Here is a 25,138-nt window from a genome sequence, read left to right on the forward strand (position 1 = left end):
TGCCGCTATTCGAAGAGCGAGTGGTCGCGTCCGCCCTCGGCACGACGCCGGGCCCGTCGCCGCAGCTGCACCACGACGATGTCGACCACGGCGACCGCGGCCCAGGCCAGCAGCAACCAGCCGGGCACCGTCCAGCCGGTCCGGAAGAGCAGAACGGCCAGGACGGTGCAGACGACGAACCCGAAAGCGGCCAGGATCAGCCGCAGATTGAGCGGACTGTACGGCTCTTCGACCGTGCCGCGCCGGCCGGGAGGCTGGGCACCGATGGGCATGTTCCCGACGGTACCCCCGCATCCCTCAGCCTAGGAAACCTCGCGCCGCAGCACCCGCCAGACGCCGATCACGAGCGGCACCAGCACCCAGACGGCGGCCGAGACGCCGACCCGGGCCCACTCGCCGCCGGTCATGCCCGCCTCGCTCATCGCCGTCGTGGTGGTGTTGATGTCGAGCCATTCGGCCGCCGTGCCCAGCGCCTTGATCGTCGAGCCCAGGATGGTCCACACCATCGGCAGCGCGAAGAACCCCACGATGGCCAGCGGCGAGTTCAGCAGCAGCGCGCCGAAGCCGAGACCCATCAGGACGAAAATGATCTGTACGGCCAGGCCCTGCCAGATCAGCGAGCCGGCGATGTCCCAGCCGCCGTCGGCGCCCAGCGCCGCGCCGAGCAGGTTAGCGGCCGCGGCGAGCACCAGCGTCGCGACGGTCGAGGCGACCGCGATGATCACCCCGGCGGCCAGCTTGGCCACGATCACCCGTTCCCGGGCCGGGACGAGCGTGAAGGTGGTGAGCGCGGTGCGCTGCGACCATTCGGCGGTCATCGACAGAATCCCCAGCACGGGCAGCAGCACCGCCGAGGGCAGCAGGCCGAAGCTGAAGAAGCCCTCGAAGGTCTGCTCGGCGTCGGGCGACCAGCCCAGCATGATCGCCGACGTGCCGACCGTGGCCAGGCCGATGACGATCAGCAGCCAGAGCCCGGCCCGGGTGTCGGCCAGCTTGCGCAGCTCGACCACGGTCAGCCGGCTCAGCGGCACCGTGCGGCTGCTCTCCGCCCGTACGGAAGGGGTGTGGGTGTTCTCGAGAACGGCGGTCATCGGACTGCCTCCTTGACGGAATCGCCGGCGGTCAGGGTGAGGAACATCTGCTCGAGACCGCCGGAACCGGCCGGTCGCAGCTCGAGCAGGACGAGCCCGGCGTCGGCGGCGGCCCGCCCGATCACCTCGGAACCCGCCGGCACCACGACGCCCCCGTCGGTCGTCCTGGTCCCGGTCAGGCCCGCGCGCTCGAGCACCGTGGCGAGCGCGGCCGGATCGGCTGCCCGCACCAGCGTCCCCGTCTGGGCCAGCAGTTCCGCCTTGCCGCCCTGGGCGACGACCTTTCCGGCGCCGATCACGACCAGCTGGTCGGCCACCGCCTCGACCTCGCGCAGCAGATGGGACGAGAGCAGCACGGTGCCGCCGCGGTCGGCGAAGTCGCGCAGCAGGCCGCGCATCCAGTAGATGCCCTCCGGGTCGAGCCCGTTGGCCGGCTCGTCCAGGATCAGCACGGCCGGGTCGCCCAGCAGGGCCAGGGCCAGTCCCAGCCGTTGCCGCATGCCGAGCGAGTACGCCTTGACGCGGCGCTTGCCCGCCGTCGCGTTCAACCCCACCCGGTCGAGGGCCCGGGGCACCTCGCGGCGGTCGATGCCCATGGTGAGGGCGGCTAGGGCGAGAACTTCCCGGCCCGTACGCCCGGAGTGCTGGGCCGACGCGTCGAGCAGCACGCCGACGTGGCGGCCGGGATTGCCGAGCCGGCGGTAGGGAGTTCCGCCGACCGTCGCCGAGCCCGTGGTGGGTGGGGTGAGCCCGCAGATCATCCGCATCGTGGTGGATTTGCCGGCGCCGTTCGGGCCGAGGAATCCGGTGACCGTGCCGGGCTCGCAGGTGAAGGACACGTCGTCGACCGCGGGGTGGGCGCCGTACCGTTTCGTGAGTCGTTCGACCGTGATCATGCTTCTCAGCGTGCCGGGAGCGACCGGTGGGGCGCGTCGGCCGGAGGTCGGCGGCCCGGAACCTTGGTCGGGTCCGACCACCGACTTTGGTAGGTATCCGGCCTCGCCGACCGGCCGTAGAGTCGGCGTCGTGGGGAAGCTCAGGCCCGAATACCGCTGGTTGTTGCCGTCCGCCCTCGAGACGCCGGCGCCGACCCGGCGCTCGACGCGCGACTGGGTGATCGACGCGCTCTGTTTCGTGATCGGCTACGGCTTCTGCGTGCTCGCCACCTGGGACCTGTTGAGCGACGACCTCACCGTCGTGCCCGAGTGGCACTACACGCCCACGTGGCTGGTCTGGGTCGACTTCGCCGTCGGCACCGTCATCGGCGTCGGACTGTGGTGGCGCCGGGGGCGGCTGTTGATCCCGCTCGCCGTGTTCTGCGCTGTCGCCTCGGTGTTCACCGTCGCCGGCGGGCCCGCCTCCATGATCGTGCTGTTCACCGTCGCCGTCCACCGCCGATTCGGCGTGCTCGCCGCCTTCGCGCTGGCCGGGCTGGTGAGCAACGCGCTCTTTCCGCTCCTGCGCCCCGAGGACGGGCGCCCCTACGGGCAGACGGTGGGCTGGGGAGCGGCTTTCATCATCATCGTGTGCCTGTGGGGCATGGTGATCCGCTCGCGGCGGCAGCTCGTGGTGTCGCTGCGCGACCGGGCCGAGCGCGCCGAGTCCGAGCAGCAGCTGCGGGTCGCGCAGGCCCGCTCGGTCGAGCGCACCCGCATCGCGCGCGAGATGCACGACGTGCTCGCCCACCGCATCTCGCTGCTGAGCCTGCACGCGGGCGCGCTCGAGATCAAGCCGGACGCCACGCCCGGCGAGGTCGCGAAGGCCGCCGGCGTCATCCGGGCCAGCGCCCATCAGGCCCTGCAGGACCTGCGCGAGGTGATCGGGGTGCTGCGCGCCGACCGGTCCGACGGCGCTCCCGAGCCGCCGCAGCCCACCCTGGGCGCGCTGCCCGCGCTGGCCGAGGAATCGCGCTCGGCCGGCGTCAAGGTCAACCTCGACGTCCGCATCGAGCCCGCCGCCGTTCCCGACGGCACGGGTCGCGCGGCCTACCGCATCGTGCAGGAGGGGCTGACCAACGCCCGCAAGCACGCGCCGGGCACCTCGGTGCGGGTCGCCGTCGCCGGTTCGCCGGCCGACGGCCTGGCCATCGACATCCGCAACCCGTGGCCCATCGGCGGTCCGTCCGGGGCGATCCCCGGCACCGGCACCGGGCTGGTCGGTCTCACCGAGCGGGCGCTGCTGGCCGGCGGCCGGCTCAGCCACGGCCGCACCCCGCAGAACGAGTTCGTGCTGTCGGCCTGGCTGCCGTGGCCGCCGGACAAGAAGACGGCCGAGCGGGCGGGGGCAGCCGCGTGAGCGAGCCGGTGCGGGTGCTCCTGGTCGACGACGACGCGCTGGTGCGGGCCGGGCTCAGCATGATCCTGTCGGCGGCGCCCGACGTGGCGGTCGTCGGCGAGGCGGCCGACGGGGCCGAGGTGCCCGGCGCGGTGTCCCAGCACCAGCCCGACATCGTGCTGATGGACATCCGCATGCCCCGCGTCGACGGGCTGGCCGCCACCGAGACGCTGCGCAGCCGGCCCGGCGCGCCCGAGGTGATCGTGCTGACCACCTTCGACGCCGACGAATACGTCCTGCGAGCGTTGCGGGCCGGGGCCAGCGGCTTCCTGCTCAAGGACACGCCGCCGGCCGACATCCTGCGGGCCGTCCGCCGGGTCGCGGCGGGCGAGGCGATGCTGTCGCCCACGGTGACCCGCCAGCTCATCGCGCACGTGGCTGCCCCGGCTCCGCCGTCCCGCAGCCGGGCGGCCGAGCGGCTCGACCAGCTCAGCGAGCGCGAACGCGATGTGGCGCTCGCGCTCGCCCAGGGCAGCTCCAACGCCGAGATCGCCACGAAGCTGCACATGTCGATCGCCACCGTGAAGGCCCATGTCTCCCGCCTGCTGATCAAGCTGGAACTGAACAACCGTGTCCAGGTCGCCATCCTGGTGCACGACGCCGGTCGGGCCTGACGCGCCGGGCACTGCCGCGCCGGGAAGCGTCGTGCCGGGCACTGCCGCGCCGGGAAGCGTCGTGCCGGGCACTGCCGTGCCGGGCAGTGCTGCGCCGGGAAGCGTCGTACCGGGCAGAGCGCGTTGGCGACAAAGCGCCGGCCGCCCTTATCGCGCAGGTGACAGGGGCCAGAGCGGTTCCTCGGCCAGACGTTCCGACTCGCGGAGCACCCGCAGAATGTTGCCGCCGGCCAGCTTGCCCAGCTCCTCGTCCGACCACCCGCGGCCGGAGAGCTCCGTCATCAGCAGCGGGTAGCCCGACACGTCGCCCATTCCCTCGGGCAGGTCGGCCGTGCCGTCGTAGTCGCCGCCCAGTCCGACGTGATCGATACCGGCCACGTCGCGGGCGTGCTCCACATGGTCGGCGACGTGGGCCACGGTGACCGGCGGGCGCGGGTTGGCCGCGAGCCACGACGCGAATTCGGGTTCCACCACGCGATCCGGGCCGGGCCATGCGGGCAGCGTCGACAGATCCTCGCCCGGGCGCGGCGCGCGCGGCCAGTCGGCGGGGCGCGGCGGCGGGCCGAGGCGCTGCCACTGTTCGTCCGCGGCGGCCCACCAGGCCCGGTAGTCGGCCGACAGGAACGGCGCGACGAAGGTCAGCTGGATCACGCCGCCGTTGTCGCGCAGCCGCACGAGCACGTCGTCCGGAACATTGCGCGGGTGGTCGTGCAGGGCGCGGACGCCGGAGTGACTGAAGATGACGGGAGCGAACGCCGTGTCGAGCGCGGCGTGCATGGTCGCCGGCGCCACGTGCGACAGGTCGACCAGCACGCCGATGCGCTGCATCTCGCGGACGACCGCACGCCCTTCGTCGTTGAGGCCGCCGACCTGCGGCTCGCGCGCGGCGGAGTCGGCCCACGACAGGTTCTCGTTGTGGGTCAGCGTGACGTAGCGGACGCCCAGCCGGGCGAAGGCCCGCAGCACGCCGAGCGAGGTGGCCAGGCTGTGCCCGCCCTCGATCCCGATCAGCGAGGCGATCTTTCCGGCCGCGATGGCCCGCTCGACGTCGTCGGCGCTGCAGGCGATGGCGAAGTCGTCCGGGTAGGCGGCGACCATCCGGTAGACCGCGTCGACCTGCTCCATGGTCGCCACGACCGCCTCGGGCTCGCTCAGATCACCCGGCACGTAGACCGACCAGAACTGGCCGCCGACCCCGCCCGCGCGTAGCCGCGGGATGTCTGTCTGCAGCTCGGGGCGCGGCTCGTCGAGCCCGTCCACGCGGTATCCGTAGCGCCCACGCAGCTGCATGGGCAGGTCGTTGTGCCCGTCGATGATCAGTTCCATGCTGCCTGGCTACCCCGTGACAGCGCCCAAAAGCAAGACTTGAGGGAAACGGCCCGCGCAACCTGACCGCACCGGATCGGGCACTGGACGCGCACCGGACGACCCGCAATCTCTTCTCATGCCCGGCCGACAACGGCCGGACAGAGCGGGGGAGTGGGACAGTGCGTCGATCCAAGCTGAAGAAGTACTCGGTTCTGACCGCGGTGCTGGCGGGTGCCGCCGGTGTCACCGCCGCGAGCCCGGCTGACGCCGCGGCGGCGACCCTGAAGATCTCGGCGGGCGACGACGCGTACGTCTCGAGCGCCCGCGCCGGCGTCGTCTTCGGCGCCGAGACCAAGCTGGTCGCCGGCGTCTCCGGCAAGGAGACCAAGGCCTCGTTCCTCAAGTTCGCCGTCCCGGCCGGCACCAAGGTCGCCGGCGCGCGCCTCAAGCTGACCACGCAGGCCTCGACGGCCAGCAAGGTCGTCGTGCGCCAGGTGGCCGCCACGAGCTGGACCGAGCGCAAGCTGACCGCCGCCAACGCTCCGGCCCTCGGCTCGGTGCTGATGTCGGCCGTGCCCGGCGCGACCCTCAGCGTCGACCTCGGCAAGGTCGTCAAGGGCCCCGGCACGTACGCGTTCGCCCTGTCCTCGACCGGCGCCGCCGTCCGTTTCCACTCGGCCGAGGCCACCACCGGCGCCCCGGTCCTCGAAGTCACCACGCAGGGCGATGTGTCGCCGCCCGTGCCCTCGGCGCCGGTGAACAACGGCAACTGTGTGACCGACGCCAAGCTTGTTCCCTCGTGTGGCGTGCTCTGGGGCGCCGCGGCCGGTGGCTTCACCACCACGCCGCGCGACCAGGCGCTGCGGGACTGGGAGAAGCTCAGCGGCCGCACCTCGACGATCTTCCACACGTACCACAAGGGCGACGAGATCTTCCCGACCAAGTCCGAGATCGCGATGACCGCCGAGGCGGCCAACCCGCGCGTGCTGCTGACGAACTGGAAGATCGCGTACGGCTCGACCTGGGCCAAGGTCGCCCAGGGCCAGCAGAACAAGCGCATCGACGCGTTCGCCGCGCGCGCCAAGGCGTACGGCAAGAAGTTCTTCCTCGTCCTCAACCACGAGCCCGAGAACGACGTCGTGGCCAAGACCGGCTCCGGCTTCGAGGCCAAGGACTTCGCCGCCATGTACCGTCACACGATCCTGCGTCTGAAGGCTCAGGGCGTCACGAACGTCGTCAACGTCATGGCCTACATGGGCAACGAGAAGTGGATGGCGCAGAGCTGGTGGAAGGACCTCTACCCGGGCGATGACGTCGTCGACTGGATGGGCCTCGACTCGTACGTGAGCGCCGAGCCCGGCTACTACCACTACGGCAAGTTCAACGACCTGCTCGACCGGGCGCCGACCGGCGGCGGTACCAACTTCTACGACTGGGCCGTCACCAAGCACGCCGCCAAGCCGATCATGGTGGCCGAGTGGGGCGCCTACCACCGCGTCGGCAAGATCGCCGACAAGGCCCCGGTCTTCAACAGCGTCCGGCCCGAGCTGGCCAAGCGCAGCGCCATCAAGGCGATCGTCTACTTCGACACCAAGCGGGACGACGAGGGCGACCGCGACATCAGCATCAACAGCACCGCCACGGCGCTGGCTGCCTTCAAGAAGCTGGCGGCCGACCCGATCTTCAAGGTGAAGCTGGGCTGACCGGAGTTACCAGCGTTTCCCAGGACGGTCCGCGTGCCTCCTGACACGTGCTGATCCTCCGCGTTGGCCTTCCGAGCGGGGTGAATTTCCCTATCGTTGACGCGAGCGCCGGCTGCGGCGCCGACGACTTCGACGGGAGGTCCACCATGGCCAAGAAGTCCAAGAAGGACAAGAAAAAGGACAAGAAGAACAAGAAGAAGAAGTGATCCGACTTCTTCCGCGCTGCGGCGGCTCTCCCTCGGGGGGCCGCCGCAGTCATTTTCTCAACTGATGGCTGCGGATTCCGATTCTGCGGTCATGCCTGTCGGGGAGAGGAACTGATGACGTCCGGCGCCACGCTTCCCGTAGTCATTCTGGTCACCGCTGTCGTGCTGGGCCTGACGGCGCCGCCGGCCGTGATCGCGGTGCTGACCGTCCTCGTCACGACCGTGCTCGCCCTGGCCTGCGTCGTCGTGTCGCGGCGCCGATCGGGCGGCGTACGGCTGGCCTGGATCAGCCTGGGCGCCGGCATCCTGGCCAGTCTGTTCGGCCCGGGGCGGCTGGTGTTCGTGGGTCTGGCGGCGCTGTGCCTGTTCGCCATTCCGTCGCCGAAGGGCGCCAGCCGGCTGACCCGGGTGCGCAGCGCGATCGACTCGATGCTCATCGGCTTCTCGCTCTTCGTGACCTCGTACAACGTCGTGATCCAGCCGGCCCTGGCGGCCGGGCGGGCCGACGCCGTCGTGCGGCCGGTGGCCGACGTCCTGCTGGCCACGGTCGCGCTCGCCGCCCTGTCGCGGTGGAGCGCGCACTACCCGGGCTCGCGAGCGCTCGCGCCGGTCTGCTTCGGTCTGCTGACGATGGCCGTGGCCGACAGCGCGGTCATGGCCGGCGTCGGGCCTGCCCTGGCCGACGCCGGCTGGTGCGCCGGACTCGCGCTGATCCTGCTCGCCACCGTGCGCGCGGTGCGCAATCCGCTCGCCACCTACGCGCCCGACGACCAGGCGCGGGCGGGCCGGTGGTCGGTGGGCCTAGTCCTTCCGCACGTCGTGGTGGTCCTGACCCTCGTGGTGGGTGGGCTCTGGATGACCCAGGGCGGACAGGCCACGCCGGTCGGCACCTGGTGCCGCCTGGTCTGCATCCTGCTGATCGTGGTGCGCGGCGTGCTGCTGTACCGCGACAACAAGCAGCTCGCCCGCAAGCTTGAGGGCAGGGTCATCAGCCGTACGGCCGAACTGGCCACCCGGGAGCAGCGCTTCCGGGCGCTCGTCGAGCAGAGCTCCGAGTCGCTGGCCATCCTCGAGGCCGACTCGACCGTCCGTTACCAGAGCTCGTCGGTCGAACGGATCTTCGGGTTCCCGGTGTCGACGCTCGTCGGCCACCGCCTCCTCGACGTCGTCGGGCGCAAGGCGGCGCCGCAGATCCAGGCAGCCATCGACGACGTGATCGGCCGGCCCGACGGCATGACCGCCATCGAGGTGCGGCTGCCGCACGAGGACGGCACCCGCCGCCTGTCGGAAATGATCATCACCAACAAGCTCGACGACCCGTACATCCGCGGTCTCGTCTTCAACACCAGGGACATCAGCGAGGCCCGGCAGCTGCAGGACCAGCTGCGCCACGACGCCTACCACGACGCGCTCACCGGGCTCGAGAACCGCGCGCTGTTCCGCGAGCGGCTCGCCACGGCGGTCGGCGGGCAGCCGAGCCCCGAGCACGTGTCGGTGCTCTTCCTCGACCTCGACGGCTTCAAGGAGGTCAACGACAGCCTCGGGCACGCGGCCGGCGACCAGCTGCTGGTGCAGGTCGCGGCCAGGCTGCTGCGCGCGGTGCCGGCGCCGCACACGGTCGCCCGCCTGGGCGGCGACGAGTTCGCCGTGATCGTCGTGTCGCCCGACGCGCGTGCCGACGCCGAGGCGCTCGCCACCCGGATCCTCGAACACCTCGACGAGCCGTTCTCCGTCGACGGCCGCGGACTGCATGTGGGCGCCGGCATCGGCATCGCCTCGGCCGCCGACGCCGGCGACGTCGAACAGCTGCAACGCAACGCCGACCTGGCCATGTATCGGGCCAAGGATGCCGGCGGCGGCGTGTACGCGGCCTACCACCCGAACATGCACGACGCGCTCATGCAGCGGTTGTCGCTCGCCGACGACCTGCGCCTGGCCCTCGAACGCGACGAGCTGGTGCTGCACTACCAGCCCACGGTCGACCTGGCCGACGGCACGATCGTCGGCTTCGAGGCCCTGGTCCGCTGGAACCACCCGGAGCGCGGCATGGTGCCGCCCCTCGACTTCATCGGCGTGGCCGAGTCGACCGGCCTGATCGTGCCGCTGGGCCGCTGGGTGCTGGCCGAGGCGTGCCGCCAGGCGGTGGCCTGGGGCCGCCCGCTCAAGATGGCGGTGAACGTCTCGGTGCGCCAGTTCGAGGCGGGCGACCTGGCCGCCACGGTGGCCGAGGTGCTCGCCGAGACCGGCATGCCGGCCGACCAGCTGTGCCTCGAGATGACCGAGAGCGTGCTGCTCACCGACACCGACGAGAACCTCGCCCGCATCGTCAGCCTGAAGGCTCTGGGCGTGCTGCTGGCGATGGACGACTTCGGTACGGGATATTCGTCGCTGGCCTACCTGCGCCGGTTCCCGATGGACGTCCTGAAGATCGACCGGTCGTTCGTGGACCGCCTGGGCAGCGGCGACGCCGAGGACGAGACGCTGGTGCGCACGATCGTCCGGCTCGGGCAGCGGTTCGGCATGCGCACAGTGGCCGAGGGCATCGAGAACGCGGCCCAGGTCGCCGCCCTGCGCGAGATGAACTGCGACTTGGGCCAGGGCTACTTCCTGTCCCGCCCGGTCCCGGCGGTCGAGGCCACCCGTCTGCTGGAGTCCGGACTTCCGGCTCTGTCCACGGCCGCGACCCGATAGCGGTACAGCTCCGAGCTGCGCGGGGCTCAGCGCCCGCATGCGGGCCGTCTGCCGGCCGCCGATCTTCGCACGGCGTCATGAGGCACGCGGGAGGCAATTAAGCTAGCCTCCTAGGACGATATAGCGACTGGTGTCTGGCGGGACACTGTCGTGTCGCCAGGACGCCCGCTGACCGGAGGAGTCCCCGCGTCGGCTGGGCGCGGGGACTCCTCCTGAATCCGGGGCGTTGCTGGGTTGCTGGTCAGCCTGCTGGTGGGGTCAGGTCGTAGACGGTGGTGCTGCCTACGGTCGTCGCTGTGTAGTTGTCGGCGACCCAGCTGGCGATCTGGCCGGCCTGGGTGGACTCACCGCCTGCGCCGCCACTGCCCATGCCGCCGCCACTGCCCATGCCTCCGCTGGAGATGTAGTAGTGGATCTGGCCGGCGGCCACGTAGGACTGGAACTGGGCCAGCGTGGGGGAGGGGTCGCTGCCGTTCCAACCGCCCAGGGCGATCACCGAGGTGCCGCTGGCCAGTTCGAGGTCGGCGGCCGAGGTCGCGCCGCTGATGGCTGCGGACCACTTGGTGGTGCTGGCTACCAGGAGGGCGGTCAGTTCGCTGTTGTTGGCGCTCGTGCCGCCGCCCATCCCGCCGCCGCTCGGCGGGCCGCCCGCTGTGGAACCGTCGGTCTTCGACCCGGTGGCGCCTGTCGACCCGGTGCCCGACGGGTCGGCGCCGGCCGTGCCGGAGTCCGCGGACGAGTCCGTGCCGGTGCCGCCGGGGGTGGAAGAGAAGCCGGGGCCGCCGCCGGTGCGGTTGAAGCCGCCGCCCATGCCGTCGCTGGACAGGCCCGCGGGGCCGGACGAGGGGATCGAGCCTGTGTGCGGCACCGGGACGGTCGCCGCCGCGTAGGCCGCGCCGCCCGCGCCGGCCGACAGGATGGCCGCAGCCAGAAGTGCCACCGCCAGGCGCCGCAGCCGCAGGCCGGGAACCAGCAGCACCAGCGCGAGCATCACCCCCAGCCCGAGCGAGGCCCACCGCAGAGCGGGCAGCCAGTCGGTGCGGCCCAGCAGCACCCAGCCCCACACCGCGGTCGCCGCGATCATCGCCGCCAGCAGCGCGCGGGCCCACAGCCGGTCGCGGTGGAGCCACAGCACCCGGCCGCCGATGGCGACCAGCGCCGCGATGCCGGGGGCCAGCGCCACCGTGTAGTACGGGTGGATCGTGCCGCTCATGTACGAGAACGTCAGGCCCGTGACCAGCACCCAGCCACCCCACATGACCATCGCGGCTCGGGCCCGGTCGGTGCGCGGGCTCGTCCACGTGGCGGCGAGCACGGCCACCAGCGCGATCAGGGCAGCCGGCAGCAGCCACGAGATCTCCAGGCCCATGGACGATCCGAAGAGGCGGCCGATTCCGGTGGAGCCGCCGAAAGAGGCGTTTCCACCGCCGCCGTTGCCCGAGCCGCCCAGGATGCGGCCCAGGCCGTTGTAGCCGAGCGCCAGCTCCCACAGCGTGTTGTTCGTCGAACCGGCGATGAACGGCCGGGACGACGCCGGCCACAGCGACACCAGCGCGACGTACCACCCGGCCGAGACGACGAGCGCCAGGCCGGCCACCAGCAGGTCGCGGAGGCGCCGGCCGAGCCCGGCCGGCGCGGCGATCAGATAGACCAGCGCGAACCCGGGCAGCACCAGGAACGCCTGCATCATCTTGGTCAGGAAGCCGAGGCCGAGCAGCATGCCGGTGAGCGCGAGCCACTTCCACGACGCCTTCTCGACCGCGCGGACGGTCGTGTAGGCGCCGGCTGTCATGAGCAGCACGAGCAGCGCGTCGGGGTTGTCGTAGCGGAACATCAGCACCGCCACCGGGGTCACCGCGAGCGCCGCCCCGGCGGTCAGCCCGGCCGTCGTACCGAACCAGCGCTTGACCCCCGCGTAGAGGAACCAGACGGCGGCCACGCCCATGAGCGCCTGCGGGGCCAGGATCGCCCAGCTGTTCACGCCGAAGATGCGCGCGGACAGCCCCATCACCCACAGCGCGGCGGGCGGTTTGTCGACGGTGATGGCGTTGCCGGCGTCGAGCGAGCCGAACAGCCATGCCTTCCAGCTCTGCGCTCCGGCCTGCGCGGCGGCCGCATAGAAGCTGTTGCCCCAGCCCGACGCGCTCAGGTCCCAGAGATAGAGCACCGCAGCGCCGAGCAGCAGCACCACGACCGGCCAGCGGGGATCTCGGCGGGTCTTCGGCGCCTCGTGCCGGGGTGGTGAGGCGGCCGCGGGGCGTTCCATCAACGTCGTCATGACGGTAAGGCTCGGGCGTGCCCCTACGCCCGCTCTGTGCCGTGGCTGTGCGTGATCTATGAGGCCGGCCGCGAACGTCGTCTTGTAGCTGCCGGCGGTCGCAGGCCGGGATCGCGTGTTTCCGTGTGGCGCTGCGGACGGCGGGGGAGGATCCCCAGAAGGTGATGCCCGCCATGGAATACGTCGTCCGCCCGGTGATCTCCACTGCGTCGCCGTCGCCCTGACACGTTTCGTGCCAGGATTAGGCCGAGAGTCCGGGTTCGAGGAAGAGACTAGGACAATGAGCGATCACGTTTCCGACAGCACCGAATGGCAGACGCTGCAGGGCCACGCCGAGAAGTTCGCGGGTGTGCACCTGCGCGACCTCTTCGGCAGCGATCCGAACCGCGGCGAGCGCCTCACCGCGCAGCTGGCCGATCTGACGGTCGACTACAGCAAGAACCTGGTGACCGACGAGGTGCTGAGCGCGCTGCTGGCGCTGGCCGAGCGGGCAAAGCTGCGGGAGCGCACGGCTGCCATGTTCGCCGGCGAGCACATCAACGTCACTGAGGACCGTGCCGTCCTGCACACCGCGCTGCGCCTGCCCCGCGACGCCCAGCTCGTGGTCGACGGGCAGGATGTCGTGGCCGACGTGCACGAGGTGCTGAGGCGCATGGGCGCGTTCAGCGACAAGGTCCGCTCCGGCGAGTGGGTAGGCCACACCGGGCAGCGCATCAAGACGGTGGTCAACATCGGGATCGGCGGCTCGGATCTGGGCCCGGTCATGGCGTACGAGGCGCTGAAGGCCTTCAAGACGCCCGAGATCGAGTGCCGCTTCATCTCGAACATCGACCCCACCGACCTGTACGAGAAGACGCACGACCTGGATCCCGCGTCCACGCTGTTCGTCGTGGTCTCCAAGACCTTCGGCACACAGGAGACGCTGACCAACGCGACCGAGGCCCGCAACTGGCTGCTCGAGGGCCTGGGCGGTGACCAGGCGGCGGTCGCCAAGCACTTCGTGGCCGTCAGCACCAACGCCCAGCGGGTGGCCGACTTCGGCATCGACACCGCGAACATGTTCGGCTTCTGGGACTGGGTGGGCGGCCGCTACTCGCTGCCCTCCGCGGTCGGCCTGTCCGTCATGATCGCGATCGGCAAGGAGCAGTTCGCCGACATGCTCGCCGGCTACCACACCGTCGACGAGCACTTCCGCACGCAGCCGCTCGAATCGAACGTGCCGGCGCTGCTCGGCCTGCTCAACGTCTGGTACGACACGTTCCTCGGCGCGCAGTCGCACGCGATCCTGCCGTACTCGCAATACCTGCACCGCTTCGCGGCGTACCTGCAGCAGCTGACCATGGAGAGCAACGGGAAGTCGGTGCGCCTCGACGGTTCGCCGGTGACGTTCCAGACCGGCGAGGTCTTCTGGGGCGAGCCCGGCACCAACGGCCAGCATGCGTTCTACCAGCTGATCCACCAGGGCACCAAGCTGATCCCGGCCGACTTCATCGGGTTCAGCAAGCCCAACCACGACATCGGCGAGATGCACGACCTGTTCATGTCGAACTTCTTCGCTCAGACCGGTGCGCTCGCTTTCGGCCGTACGCTCGAGCAGGTGCTCGCCGAGGGCACGGCGCCCGAGATCGCGCCGCACCGGGTGATGCAGGGCAACCACCCGACCACGACGATCATCGCGGAGTCGCTGACCCCGGCGGTGCTCGGCCAGCTCATCGCCCTCTACGAGCACATCACGTTCACCCAGGGCACGATCTGGCAGATCAACTCGTTCGACCAGTGGGGTGTCGAGCTCGGCAAGGTGATGGCGAATGAGCTGGCGCCCAAGCTGACCTCGTCGTCCGCGCCGGCCACCGACGACGACTCGTCGACCAACAACCTGATCGAGCTGTACCGGTCGCAGCGCGGCCGCTGATTTCTGTCGCACCCGGGCCCTAGGGTCGTCGTATGGATGCCACGACGGCCCTGGGCCTGCGGATGACCAGCCTGTTGCTGCGCGGCAACAGGCTGGGCGGCAACACCCCGGCCAGCAACACCCCGGGCGACGTCGCCGGCATTGTCGACTGGTTCGGCGCGATGCAGGCGCAAGATGTGAACAGCGCCCTGTGGTCGCTGGGGTGCCGTCTGCCCGGCGTGACCCTGGCCCAGGTCAACGAGGCGCTCGAAGACCGATCCGTCCTGCGCACCTGGCCCATGCGTGGCACCGTCCACTTCGTCCCGGCCGCCGACGCCCACTGGATGCTCGACCTCATGGGCGTCCGCGCGCTGGCCGGCGCGGCCAAACGTCGTGACACGCTGGGCCTCGACGAGGCGACGGTCGACCGCGCGGTCGACGTCCTGGGGGCGGCGCTCAAGGGCGGCGGCCGGCTCACCCGCTCCGAGTGCATGACCGCGATGGCCGACGGCGGTGTCGAGGTCACCGGCCAGCGCGGCTACCACCTCCTCTGGTACGCGTCTCAGCGCGGCGTCACGGCGATCGCGCCCCACGTCGGCAAGGAACAGACGTTCGTGCTGCTCGACGAGTGGGTCCCCGCGCCCCACCGCCCCTCGCGGGACGAGGCGCTAGGCATCATCGCGCTGCGCTACTTCCGCAGCCACGGCCCGGCGACCCGCAAGGATTTCGTGGGCTGGACGGGCCTGACGGCGACCGACTGCCGCACGGGCGTCGCGGTCGCCGGCGATGCCCTGCAGCCGGTCGAGGTGGACGGCGTCGAGATGCTCGTGGCAGCCGTCGCGCCCGATCTCGGGCCGGGCGAGTGGCTGGCGCTGCCGGGTTTCGACGAATACATGCTCGGCTACAAAGACCGGTCGCTCATGACGGACGACGTCGACGCCATCGTTCCCGGTGGCAACGGCGTCTTCCGCTCGACGCTGGTGCAGGGCGGCCGGGTGCGCGCCACCTGGACCCGCGCGCTGACCCGCAAGGGCGTCACCGTGACCGTCGAGCCATTGACATCCTTCACCAAGCGAGATTATTCCGACGCCGCCGAGGCCCTGGCGTTCTATGCCGCCTACCTGGAGTTGCCGCTGACTGTTAAGAACCCTTGATATTCATACCGATGAACTCCATGATGTGCGTAACCGAGGTCACACACGCATCGAGGGAGTCGCCATGGGTGTTCGTCGTCGATTGCTGGCGCTGGCCGCAGCGCTGGGAGTGGCCGCCGGCGGGTTCGCCGTCGCCGTGACCGGCGGGAGCGTCGCCTCCGCCGCGGTGGCCTGCTCGGGCACGGTCTGGAGCGAGGGCCCGACCTACACCGTGGGCCAGCAGGTCACCTACAGCGCCCGCCTCTACCAGGCGCTCGTCACCCACACCGCCTGGGCCGGGACGGGCTGGAACCCGGCCGCCACCCCGACCCTGTGGCGCGACCTCGGCGCGTGTACGGGCGGCCCCACCACCCCAGCGCCGACCACGACGCCCCCGCCCACGACCACCCCGCCGCCCACGACGACTCCGCCCACCACGACTCCGCCCACCACGACTCCGCCGCCCGTCGGTTGCGCCGTCCGCGGCAAGCCCGCCGGCAAGGTGCTGCAGGGCTACTGGGAGAACTGGGACGGCGCGTCCAACGGCGTGCACCCGGGAATGGGCTGGATCCCGATCAACGACAGCCGGATCACCCAGCACGGCTACAACGTCCTGATGGCGGCGTTCCCGGTGATCCGCTCCGATGGCACGGTGCTGTGGGAGAACGGCATGGACTCCGGTGTGAAGGTGCCGACCGCCGCCGAGATCTGCGCGGCCAAGGCCCAGGGCGCCACGGTCCTGATGTCGATCGGCGGGGCCACCGCGGGTGTCGACCTCAGTTCGGCGGCCGTCGCCGACCGGTTCGTCTCGACGATCGTGCCGATCCTGCGCCAGTACAACTTCGACGGCATCGACATCGACATCGAGACCGGCCTGACCGGCAGCGGCAACATCAACCAGCTGTCGACCTCGCAGGCCAACCTGATTCGCATCATCGACGGCGTGCTCGCCGCCATGCCGTCCAACTTCGGCCTGACCATGGCACCCGAGACCGCGTACGTCACCGGCGGCAGCGTCACGTACGGCTCGATCTGGGGCTCGTACCTGCCGATCATCAAGAAGTACCTCGACAACGGCCGCCTGTGGTGGCTCAACATGCAGTACTACAACGGCTCGATGTACGGCTGCAGCGGCGACAGCTACGGCGCCGGCACCGTCCAGGGCTTCACCGTCCAGACCCAGTGCCTCAACAACGGCCTGACCGTCCAGGGCGTCACCATCCGCATCCCGTACGACAAGCAGGTCCCCGGCCTGCCGGCCCAGCCCGGCTCGGGCGGTGGCTACCTGACCCCGGCCCTGGTCACCCAGGCCTACAACAGTGTCCCCGCCATCAAGGGCCTGATGACCTGGTCGATCAACTGGGACGGCTCCAAGGGCTGGACCTTCGGCGACAACGTGAAGCGCCTCCAGGGCCGCTGACGACCGAGTCCGGACCGGTGCGACGTCACCGGTCCGGACTGCTGTCCCGCAGCATCCGCCGCGCAGCCGCCACGCCCTTCTCGGGTTCCGCGGACGCAGCCCACAGGTCCTCGAAGCGTTGCCGCCGCTTCGCTGCCAGTCGCGGGTTGGACACCGGCGCAACGTTTGAAGCGTCACGGGATCGTCCGCGTCGCCGGCCGGCAGGAACAGCCGGCGAATCCGCACCTTGCGCGCGATGGCCTGCCGCTGCCGGTCCAGATGGCGAAGTCCCAGCTCGCTCGTCCAGAATTCCCCGTCGTCCACGAAGCCGGGCGCCTGGTCGAAGGAGCTCATGCCGCATCGATGGGCCGGTGTGACGACCGCCGCAGCGGGTGTCCTTAAGTTTTGAAATACTTCGGCCGCAGTGGTGGTTGTGCAGGGCAGTCAACGGGACGCGTCAGGTCCCGGCGGAGAGGGAGCGGTCATGCAGTTCGGAATCTTCAGCGTCAGCGACATCACCACCGACCCGACCACCGGGCACACGCCGTCCGAGGCCGAGCGCATCAAGAACATCGTGACCATCGCCAAGCACGCGGAAGAGGCCGGCCTCGACGTCTTCGCGCTCGGTGAGCACCACAACGAGCCGTTCTTCTCGTCCTCGCCGACCACGACGCTCGCCTACATCGCCGCGCAGACCGAGAAGCTGCTGCTCAGCACGGCCACCACGCTGATCACCACCAACGACCCGGTGAAGATCGCCGAGGACTACGCCATGCTGCAGCATCTGTCCGGCGGGCGCGTCGACCTGATGATGGGGCGCGGCAACACCGGTCCGGTCTACCCGTGGTTCGGCAAGGACATCCGGGCCGGGATCCCGCTGGCCATCGAGAACTACTCGCTGCTGCACAAGCTGTGGCGGGAGCACGTTGTCGACTGGCAGGGCAAGTACCGTACGCCGCTGCAGTCCTTCACCTCGACGCCGCGCCCGCTCGACGAGGTGCCGCCGTTCGTCTGGCACGGCTCGATCCGCAGCCCCGAGATCGCCGAGCAGGCCGCCTTCTACGGTGACGGCTTCTTCGCCAACCACATCTTCTGGCCGGCGTCGCACACCCAGCGCATGATCGAGCTCTACCGCCGGCGGTTCGCCCACTACGGCCACGGCGACCCCGACCAGGCCATCGTCGGCCTCGGCGGCCAGGTGTTCATGCGGAAGAACAGCCAGGACGCGGTCAAGGAGTTCCGGCCCTACTTCGACAACGCCCCGGTCTACGGCCACGGCCCGTCGATGGAGGACTTCACCCGCGAGACGCCGCTCACCGTCGGCAGCCCGCAGCAGGTCATCGACCGTACGCTCGGCTTCCGCGACTACGTGGGCGACTACCAGCGCCAGCTGTTCCTGATGGACCACGCCGGCCTGCCGCTCAAGACGGTCCTCGAGCAGCTCGACATCCTCGGCGAAGAGGTCGTGCCGGTGCTGCGCAAGGAGTTCGCCGCCCTCAAGCCGGCCCACGTGCCGGACGCGCCCACCCACGCCTCCCTGCTCGCGAAGAAGCAGGCCAAGGAGGAGGTCTCCGCATGAAGCAGCGCACCCTGGTCGTCGTCTCGGCCGGCCTGAGCCAGCCGTCGTCGACCCGCCTGCTCGCCGACCAGCTCTCCGCGGCGGCGGTCACCGCCGCCGCCGAGCGCGGCATCGAGCTCCACGTCCGCACGATCGAGCTGCGCGACCTGGCCCACGACATCATGAACCACCTGCTCACCGGCTTCCCGCCGGTGGCGCTGAAGGACGCCCTGGACGCGGTGGCCGGCGCCGACGGCCTGATCGCCGTGTCGCCGATCTTCACCGCCAGTTACAGCGGTCTGTTCAAGTCGTTCTTCGACGTCGTCGACAAGGACGCGCTGGCCGACAAGCCGGTGCTGATCGCCGCGACGGCCGGGACGGCCCGCCACTCGCTGGCGCTCGAGCACGCTCTGCGCCCGCTGTTCGGCTACCTGCGGGCGGTCGTCGTGCCCACCTCGGTCTTCGCGGCCGGCGACGACTGGGGCGCCGACTCGTCCGACGGCTTCCTGCAGACCCGCATCGTTCGCGGCGCGACCGAGCTCGCCACCGAGATCGACCGCCGCGAGCCGGCCACGGTGGCCGACCCCTTCGCGTTGACGGTCAGTTTCGACGATCTGCTGAAGTAGGGCCTTCCCTGCCTTGGCGGGCTCCGGCGGGGTACAAAGAGTCGAACCGACGAAGGAGTCACCATGGGCGAGATCGTGCTGATCCGGCACGGGCAGACCGAGTGGAGCGCCAACGGCCGTCACACGTCGTACACCGATCTCGACCTGACCGAGGAGGGCGAGCGCCAGGCCCGGGCGATCGCGCCCCGGGTCAAGGACCGCAAGTTCGTGGCCGTCGTCTCCAGCCCTCGCCGCCGTGCCCTGCGCACCGCCGAGCTGGCCGGCCTCCAGGTCACCGAGACCACCGAGGACCTGGTCGAGTGGAACTACGGCGAGTACGAGGGCATCACCTCGGCCGAGATCCACGAGACGGATCCGGACTGGTGGCTGTTCCGCGACGGCGCCACCGGCGGGGAGTCGCCGGCCCAGATCGCCGAGCGGATCGACCGCGTACTGGAAAAGGTCCGTCCGTTGCTGGACCAGGGTGACGTGGCGCTGATCGGGCACGGTCACGCGCTGCGCGTCGTCGGGGCCCGCTGGATCGGGATGCCGGCCGAAGGTGGTGGCCGGCTGAAGCTGGGCACGGCGACGCTCTCGATTCTCGGCTTCGACCACGGGCGCACCGCGATCGACGTCTGGAACGCTCCCTAGCCCAGTTGGAAGGCCCCACCGGTGGTGTCGCCGAGGGCCGGCGCGGCGATGCAGTGCAGCAGCGGAGCGCTGCCCTCGGGCAGGGCGATCGGCCAGGCATCCCGCCGCCAAGACCGGGTGGCGCCGGGGTCCTTGCTGCGCGACGCCATCACGGCCGCGGAGCAGGCGTCGGCGATCTGCTCGCGGCCCATCAGGGAGTCCTGGCGGGCCGCCGCGGCGCCGTCGGGCATCGTGAGCGCGACGAACGTCTCCCAGGTGTGCTCCTCGGCGCAATCCATCCGCGACGGCGGGTGGGCCTTGCCGCTGATCGCCGTCACCCCGCCCCAGCAGATCGGCTCGAGCGGGCAGAACCCGGTGCCGCACGAGCGGAACGGCCCGCCCGGGGTCGCGCCCGCTCCGGCAGTGGCGCCGGGTGAAGCCACGTCGGTGTCGCCGCCGCGCCTGCTCACGCCCCACCCGGCCAGCCCGCCGAGCACCAGGAGGACGGCCAGCGCCGCGAGCAGCATCCGTCCGCGGCGCCGACGGGCCGGGGCGGGCTGTCGCGCGGAGGAGACGGCACCCGGTCCGGTGGCGGCGCGGGCGGCGTCGGCCAGGGCCGCCGCGGTCGGCCAGCGGTGTGCCGGGTCGGTGGCCAGGGCCCGCTCGACCACGGCCAGGATCGGGGCCGGCAGTTGGACCCCGATGGTGCGCGGCGCCGACTGGATGCGTTGCAGGGCCACCGCGTACGGGTTGTCGCCCTCGAACGGCCGTTGCCCGGCCAGGCATTCGTACGCGGTCAGCCCGAGCGAGTAGACGTCGCTGCGGGCCGTGGCCGGCTGACCCAGCACCTGCTCGGGCGAGAGGTAACTGGGGGTGCCCAGAATCGCGCCGGAGGCGGTCAACCGGCTCGCGTCGTCGTGCCGGGCAATGCCGAAATCCGTGATCAGCACGGCCCCGTCGCGGCGAATCATCAGGTTGGCCGGCTTGATGTCGCGGTGCACGAGGCCCTGGTCGTGGATGGCCTGCAGACCGTCGGCGGCCTGCGCGATCACCCGCATGGTCGCCTCGGGTGTCATCCGTCCCGACCGGGCCAGCGCCTGAGCCAGCGACTCGCCCTCGACGAACTCCATCACCAGATAGGTGACGTCATGGCTGCGGCCGTAGTCGTGGATCGACGTCACCGCCGGATGGTTGACCCGGGCCATCGCGGTCGCCTCGGCCAGGAACCGCCGGGCGAACTCGGGGTCGCCGGCGACCGCGGGCAGCATCGCCTTCACCGCGACCGGACGCCCGAGCACTTCGTCTACGCCCCGCCACACCTCGCCCATGCCGCCGGCGCCGATCCGGTCCACCAGCCGATAGCGGTCGCCGAGCCTGAACCCGATCTGCAGCATGACCGCAAAGCTTAGGCCGGTGCGACCCCGGAAGATCACGAAGGCTTCGCATCGACGCCGCCTGATGTTGCCGTGCGGCCGCGATATTGAGCTGCGTGGAACGAAGGAATCTTCTGCGGGCAGCCGTCGCCGCGCCCGCCGCGACACTCGTCACGGCCGCGCCCGCGCACGCCACGCCGGCCAACAAGTTCGACAGCAGCAGTCCCCGCTTCGCGATCGCGGTGCTGCCCGACACCCAGTACCTGTTCGACGCCGACAGCGCCGACCCCGCGCCCCTGCGCGAGACGTTCGGCTACCTGCTGGAGCAGCGCGCCGAGGACAACATCGCCTTCCTGACCCACCTGGGCGACGTCACCGAGCACGGCACCGAGCAGGAGATCGTGCTGGCCGGGCAGACGTTCTCCAGGATCGACGGCAAGCTGCCGTACAGTGTGCTGGCCGGCAACCACGACATCGACGGCTCCAAGGACGACCAGCGCGGGCCCAGCGCGTACCTGTCGACCTTCGGGCCGCAGCGCCAGCGCCGGTCGAAGACGTTCCTGGGCGCCTCGAAGGACGGCTACAACAGCGCCCATCTGCTCGAAGCGGCGGGCCGGAAGTGGCTGATTCTGGCGCTCGATTGGCGCATCTCGGACAGCGGCCTGGCCTGGGCGCGCGAAACGCTCACCAAGCACCAAGTTCCGACGATCGTCACGACCCATGACCTCGCCTACGCGGACGACGGGGGGCTGGCATACCTGTCGGGCAACGGCCAACGGCTCTGGGACCAGCTCATCAAGGGCAACGACCGGATCTTCCTGACGCTCAACGGGCACTACTGGCCGCCCGGCCGCACGGTCCTGAAGAACGACGCCGGCCACGACGTGCACGTCCACATCACGAACTACCAGGACAGGTACTACGGCGGCGCCGGCATGATCCGGCTCTACCGCTTCGACCTGGTGCGCAACCGCATCGACGTCGAGACGTTCGCGCCGTGGTTCCTCGCCCGCGACCCCGCCCGGCGCACCCCGCTCGAGGCCGAGACGATCGAGCTGACCAGCGACGTCGACCGGTTCAGCCTCGACTTCGACTTCGGCGCGCGCTTCCCGCAGGCCCAGCCCGCTCCGCGGCCGGCCGCCCAGGTGGTCGACCGGCACACCGCCGCCTACTGGCGGTTCGACGAGAAGGGCCAGTCGGTCGCCGACGGCGCCACGATCAGGGACCTCAGCGGTCGCGGCAACCATCTCACCGTACGGCGTCTCGCGAACAGCACCGACCAGACGCTCACCGTCTCGGCCGAGCACCACCCCGGCGCCCCCGCCCACGCCAGCCTGCGCTTCGACGGCGGCAAGGGCCCCGACCGCGGCGCCACCCTGCAGACCGCGGCCGGCGCCCCGATCACCACGGCCAAGTTCCTCGACGGCTACACGATCGAGGCGTTCGTCAAGCTGCCCGAGCCGTTCGAGGGCGACCACGCCTGGATGGGCATCCTCAGCTGGGAGGGCCGGGCCGGCGACGCGGGCAAGCACAGCGGCTGGTCCGATCTGGAGCCGACGTGCAGCCTGAACGTCTCGGGTGAGCGCTTCCTGCAGTACGTGCTCTACTCCGAGATCGGCGACCACAACCCGACCTCGTGGAGCCACGCCCTGCCGACCGGCGTCTGGCAGCACCTGGCGGTCGTCAACGACGGCCGGCGCTCGGTCGTCCACGTCAACGGCTCGAAGATCGCCCGCAACCCCACCCAGCCCGCGCGCGGCATCGCCACGCTCGGCCGGCCCTTCGTGATCGGCGCGACGTCGTTCGACCTGAAGTACGGGCAGGGCTTCTACGGCTGGATCGGCGATGTGCGGATCACCGGACGGGCCCTGCGCCCGGAGCAGTTCCTGCCCGGCGGCCACTTCCGCTGATCTTGGGGCAGGCCGATGATCGGGGGATGGACAGGAAGGCCCGGGGCCTCGCGCTGCTGGTGGCGGGCGCCTTCTTCATGGAGGTCCTCGACGCGACGGTGATCGCCCCGGCGGCGCCGCACATCGCCGAGGACCTCGGGGTGCAGCCGGTCACGGTGAACGTGGCGATCACGGCCTACCTGCTCACCCTGGCCGTGTTCATCCCGATCAGCGGCTGGCTGACCGAGCGGTTCGGCGCCCGCCGCGTCTTCACCGTCGCGATCGTCGTGTTCACGCTGGCCTCGGCGGGTTGTGCCCTCGCGGTCAACCTGCCGATGCTGGTGGGCACCCGGATGCTGCAGGGCGTCGGCGGCGCCCTCATGGTGCCGGTCGGCCGCCTGGTGGTGATCAGGACAACGGCCAAAGCAGATCTGGTACGCGCCATCGCGTACCTGACCTGGCCGGCGCTCACAGCCCCGTTGCTCGCGCCCGCTCTCGGCGGTGTCCTGAGCACGTACGCGTCCTGGCGCCTGATTTTCCTCGTCAACATCCCGCTCGGCCTGGCCGCCCTGGTCGTGGCCCGCCGCCTGTTTCCCGACGTCCGTTCCGACGGCCCCGGCCGCCTTGACTGGCGTGGCTTCCTGCTGGTCGCCGCGGGCACAGCCGCCCTGATCGCCGGCCTGGAAGGCGTGGCCGAACAGCACCCCCGCTGGCCCCTGGCGACAGCCCTGCTGGTGGCAGCGGCCGCAACCCTGATCGTCACCGTCCGCTACCTGCGGCGCACCCCGAAACCCCTGGTCGACCTGAGCATCCTGCGCGTACGCACCTACCGGGCGACCGCCCTGGGCGGCTCCGTCTTCCGCGCCGTCATCAACGCGATCCCGTTCCTGCTGCCCCTGTTCTTCCAGCTCGGCTTCGGCTGGACCGCGGCCCAGGCCGGCCTGGTGGTGATCGCCCTGTTCGCCGGCAACATCGGCATCAAGCCACTGACAACGCCCCTGATGCGCCGCTTCGGCATGCGCCCGGTCATGTGCGGCGCCGTCGTCGCCTCCGCCGCCTGCCTGCTGGCCCTGGCCACCCTGACCGGGTCGACGCCGTTGCCCCTGGTCCTGCTCGTGCTGGCGCTGAGCGGCGTCTTCCGCTCGATCGGCTTCAGCACCTACAACACGGTCGCCTTCGCCGACGTCCCACCCACCCGCATGACCAGCGCCAACACCCTGATGTCAACCATCCAGGAACTGGGCGCCGGCCTCGGGGTCGCCGTGGGCGCCCTCCTCGTACGCCTGGGAGCCACCGTCACCGACGGCGCCGAGCCCCGTTTCCGGATCGCCTTCCTGGCCCTGGCCATCCTCCTGGCGATCCCCGCCGTGGAAGCCTTCCGCCTCCCGAGAACCGCCGGAAACGTCGTAGCCGGCCGCTCGACGTCCTGATCGCCGCGGCCGGGAACGCCACGCCGTACCGGCCGCGGGCCGGGCAGTTGATCTACCAGGAGAGCTGGATGATCGACATCGACCCGGCCGGCGGGAGGCCGTACCGGGAACGCGGGGAAACGTGGATCGAACCCGGCCACGACGGCCTGTGTCCCCGGCAGATCCGATTCCGCCGGCCTGGGCGCCGCGCGCGGCCGGCGGTGTCGTCCCGGAACCGTCGAGCGCGCAGAACGTTGTGGGCGGTCGATCCGGCCCTGATCCGGCGCGACCTCTACCGCTTCAGCCTGGTGGAGAACGTGGGGGAGCGAGGGTGAGGCCGCTCAGCGGAGGCGCAGCGTGAGGACCGTGCCGCCGATCTCGATCGTGTCGCCGGGGCGCAGGTCGACGGTGGCGATGGGGTGGCCGTTGACCCGGGTGCCGTTGTGCGAGCCCAGGTCGGTCAGGGTGATCCGGTCGTCGTGGACCTCGATGATCAGGTGACGGCGGGAGACGCCGGGGTCGCGCAGGCGCACGCCGGCCTCGCGGTCGCGGCCGAGCACGGTCAGCCCCGACGGCAGGCCCCAGGCCTGACCCTCGGCGCTGACCAGCGTCACGACCGCGTCGTCGGGGGCCGGCGCGGGGCGCGGGGGCGGCGGGTCGGGTTCGAGCAGCGCGGCCACCCGGAACGTGCCGGTGTCGAGGTCGTCGCCCTGGAAGACCTCGACCGAGATGTCGCCGTAGACGATCCAGGCCTGCTCGGCGATCAGCGCCGCCTGGTGGGTGGCCAGCTCCTGCGCCAGCCGGGCGGCGTGCGGGGCCCATCGCCGGTGGTCGTAGGCGGAGAGGCCGACCGTGTAGTGGTTGGGCACCATCGTGCGGCCGCCCGCCAGCAGCGCCTTGTGCCGCTCGGCCTCGCGGCGCATCGCGTCCAGGATGTCGTCCGGGCGCACCGCTCCGGAGGGCTCGAGCCTCTCGAGCCCCACACGTTCGGGCGCAGCGGTCACGGCGTCATCCAGACGGGTCGTA

21 protein-coding genes are annotated in these 25,138 nt (G+C 71.0%); 14 read left to right on the plus strand and 7 right to left on the minus strand.

What is annotated here, in order from left to right; genetic code table 11:
- Positions 1–5: 5 nt before the first annotated feature.
- The 3 genes from LXN57_RS18820 to LXN57_RS18830 are packed head-to-tail and all read right to left on the minus strand — an operon-like array spanning position 6 to position 1,987.
- The gene (locus tag LXN57_RS18820) at positions 6–272 is read right to left on the minus strand and encodes a hypothetical protein (protein WP_251799479.1); all 267 of its coding nucleotides are present in this window, start codon (positions 270–272) and stop codon (positions 6–8) included.
- A 30-nt stretch (positions 273–302) separates the two neighbouring features.
- A complete protein-coding gene (locus LXN57_RS18825) occupies positions 303–1,091 on the minus strand; it encodes an ABC transporter permease (protein WP_251799480.1) in 789 nt (262 codons plus the stop codon).
- Entirely contained in the window at positions 1,088–1,987 is a 900-nt protein-coding gene (locus tag LXN57_RS18830) for an ABC transporter ATP-binding protein (RefSeq protein WP_251799481.1), read from the minus strand. Before LXN57_RS18830 ends, LXN57_RS18825 begins: the two co-directional genes overlap by 4 nt.
- Before the next feature lie 130 nt (positions 1,988–2,117).
- Here LXN57_RS18830 and LXN57_RS18835 point away from each other — a divergent pair, with 130 nt between their 5' ends.
- The gene (locus tag LXN57_RS18835; protein WP_251799482.1) at positions 2,118–3,386 is read left to right on the plus strand and encodes a sensor histidine kinase; all 1,269 of its coding nucleotides are present in this window, start codon (positions 2,118–2,120) and stop codon (positions 3,384–3,386) included.
- Entirely contained in the window at positions 3,383–4,039 is a 657-nt protein-coding gene (locus LXN57_RS18840; protein WP_285904637.1) for a response regulator, read from the plus strand. The genes LXN57_RS18835 and LXN57_RS18840 overlap by 4 nt, the downstream gene beginning before the upstream one ends.
- A gap of 147 nt (positions 4,040–4,186) precedes the next feature.
- Here LXN57_RS18840 and LXN57_RS18845 read toward each other — a convergent pair whose 3' ends face one another.
- Positions 4,187–5,365 (minus strand): dipeptidase, encoded by a 1,179-nt coding sequence (locus LXN57_RS18845; protein ID WP_251799483.1) that lies wholly within the window; start codon positions 5,363–5,365, stop codon positions 4,187–4,189.
- Between the two features lie 161 nt (positions 5,366–5,526).
- On the opposite strand from LXN57_RS18845, the gene LXN57_RS18850 reads away from it, so the two are divergent.
- The 3 genes from LXN57_RS18850 (at position 5,527) to LXN57_RS18855 (ending at position 9,947) form a co-directional block, all read left to right on the plus strand.
- A complete protein-coding gene (locus LXN57_RS18850) occupies positions 5,527–7,050 on the plus strand; it encodes a CBM96 family carbohydrate-binding protein (protein WP_251799484.1) in 1,524 nt (507 codons plus the stop codon).
- 80 nt (positions 7,051–7,130) lie between these two features.
- Positions 7,131–7,256, plus strand: coding sequence for a hypothetical protein (locus LXN57_RS47920; protein ID WP_285904638.1), 126 nt, complete (start codon positions 7,131–7,133; stop codon positions 7,254–7,256).
- A gap of 114 nt (positions 7,257–7,370) precedes the next feature.
- Complete coding sequence (locus tag LXN57_RS18855) at positions 7,371–9,947, plus strand: putative bifunctional diguanylate cyclase/phosphodiesterase (protein WP_251799485.1); 2,577 nt, start codon at positions 7,371–7,373, stop codon at positions 9,945–9,947.
- Positions 9,948–10,188: 241 nt separating this feature from the next.
- Here LXN57_RS18855 and LXN57_RS18860 read toward each other — a convergent pair whose 3' ends face one another.
- Positions 10,189–12,225: a glycosyltransferase family 39 protein gene (locus tag LXN57_RS18860; protein WP_251799486.1), complete on the minus strand. Its 2,037-nt coding sequence runs from the start codon at positions 12,223–12,225 to the stop codon at positions 10,189–10,191.
- A gap of 280 nt (positions 12,226–12,505) precedes the next feature.
- Here LXN57_RS18860 and pgi point away from each other — a divergent pair, with 280 nt between their 5' ends.
- The 6 genes from pgi to LXN57_RS18890 all read left to right on the plus strand — a co-directional run bounded on the left by pgi (position 12,506) and on the right by LXN57_RS18890 (position 19,462).
- Positions 12,506–14,137, plus strand: coding sequence for a glucose-6-phosphate isomerase (pgi, locus tag LXN57_RS18865; RefSeq protein ID WP_251799487.1), 1,632 nt, complete (start codon positions 12,506–12,508; stop codon positions 14,135–14,137).
- 32 nt (positions 14,138–14,169) lie between these two features.
- On the plus strand, positions 14,170–15,270 hold the full coding sequence (locus LXN57_RS18870) for a winged helix DNA-binding domain-containing protein (RefSeq protein WP_251799488.1): 1,101 nt from the start codon (positions 14,170–14,172) through the stop codon (positions 15,268–15,270).
- A gap of 64 nt (positions 15,271–15,334) precedes the next feature.
- Complete coding sequence (locus LXN57_RS18875) at positions 15,335–16,669, plus strand: glycosyl hydrolase family 18 protein (RefSeq protein WP_251799489.1); 1,335 nt, start codon at positions 15,335–15,337, stop codon at positions 16,667–16,669.
- Between the two features lie 463 nt (positions 16,670–17,132).
- Positions 17,133–18,227 (plus strand): LLM class flavin-dependent oxidoreductase, encoded by a 1,095-nt coding sequence (locus tag LXN57_RS18880; RefSeq protein WP_251799490.1) that lies wholly within the window; start codon positions 17,133–17,135, stop codon positions 18,225–18,227.
- Complete coding sequence (locus LXN57_RS18885; RefSeq protein ID WP_251799491.1) at positions 18,224–18,832, plus strand: FMN reductase; 609 nt, start codon at positions 18,224–18,226, stop codon at positions 18,830–18,832. Before LXN57_RS18880 ends, LXN57_RS18885 begins: the two co-directional genes overlap by 4 nt.
- Before the next feature lie 63 nt (positions 18,833–18,895).
- Positions 18,896–19,462, plus strand: coding sequence for a histidine phosphatase family protein (locus tag LXN57_RS18890; RefSeq protein ID WP_251799492.1), 567 nt, complete (start codon positions 18,896–18,898; stop codon positions 19,460–19,462).
- Here LXN57_RS18890 and LXN57_RS18895 read toward each other — a convergent pair.
- Positions 19,459–20,835 (minus strand): serine/threonine-protein kinase, encoded by a 1,377-nt coding sequence (locus tag LXN57_RS18895; RefSeq protein WP_251799493.1) that lies wholly within the window; start codon positions 20,833–20,835, stop codon positions 19,459–19,461. The two genes, LXN57_RS18890 and LXN57_RS18895, sit on opposite strands and share 4 nt — an antisense overlap.
- Before the next feature lie 95 nt (positions 20,836–20,930).
- On the opposite strand from LXN57_RS18895, the gene LXN57_RS18900 reads away from it, so the two are divergent.
- From LXN57_RS18900 to LXN57_RS18910, 3 genes are all read left to right on the plus strand, one after another.
- Entirely contained in the window at positions 20,931–22,724 is a 1,794-nt protein-coding gene (locus LXN57_RS18900) for a LamG-like jellyroll fold domain-containing protein (RefSeq protein WP_251799494.1), read from the plus strand.
- A 26-nt stretch (positions 22,725–22,750) separates the two neighbouring features.
- Positions 22,751–24,133 carry an MFS transporter gene (locus tag LXN57_RS18905; protein WP_251799495.1) on the plus strand — a complete coding sequence of 461 codons (1,383 nt, stop codon included), beginning with the start codon at positions 22,751–22,753 and terminating at the stop codon, positions 24,131–24,133.
- A 68-nt stretch (positions 24,134–24,201) separates the two neighbouring features.
- On the plus strand, positions 24,202–24,447 hold the full coding sequence (locus LXN57_RS18910) for a hypothetical protein (protein WP_251799496.1): 246 nt from the start codon (positions 24,202–24,204) through the stop codon (positions 24,445–24,447).
- Between the two features lie 6 nt (positions 24,448–24,453).
- Here LXN57_RS18910 and LXN57_RS18915 read toward each other — a convergent pair whose 3' ends face one another.
- Positions 24,454–25,116, minus strand: a complete 663-nt coding sequence (locus LXN57_RS18915; RefSeq protein ID WP_251799497.1) for an FHA domain-containing protein — start codon at positions 25,114–25,116, stop codon at positions 24,454–24,456.
- Between the last annotated feature and the right edge of the window lie 22 nt (positions 25,117–25,138).

Origin of the sequence: Paractinoplanes hotanensis, assembly GCF_023717965.1 — a bacterium.
GTDB lineage: Bacteria > Actinomycetota > Actinomycetes > Mycobacteriales > Micromonosporaceae > Actinoplanes > Actinoplanes polyasparticus.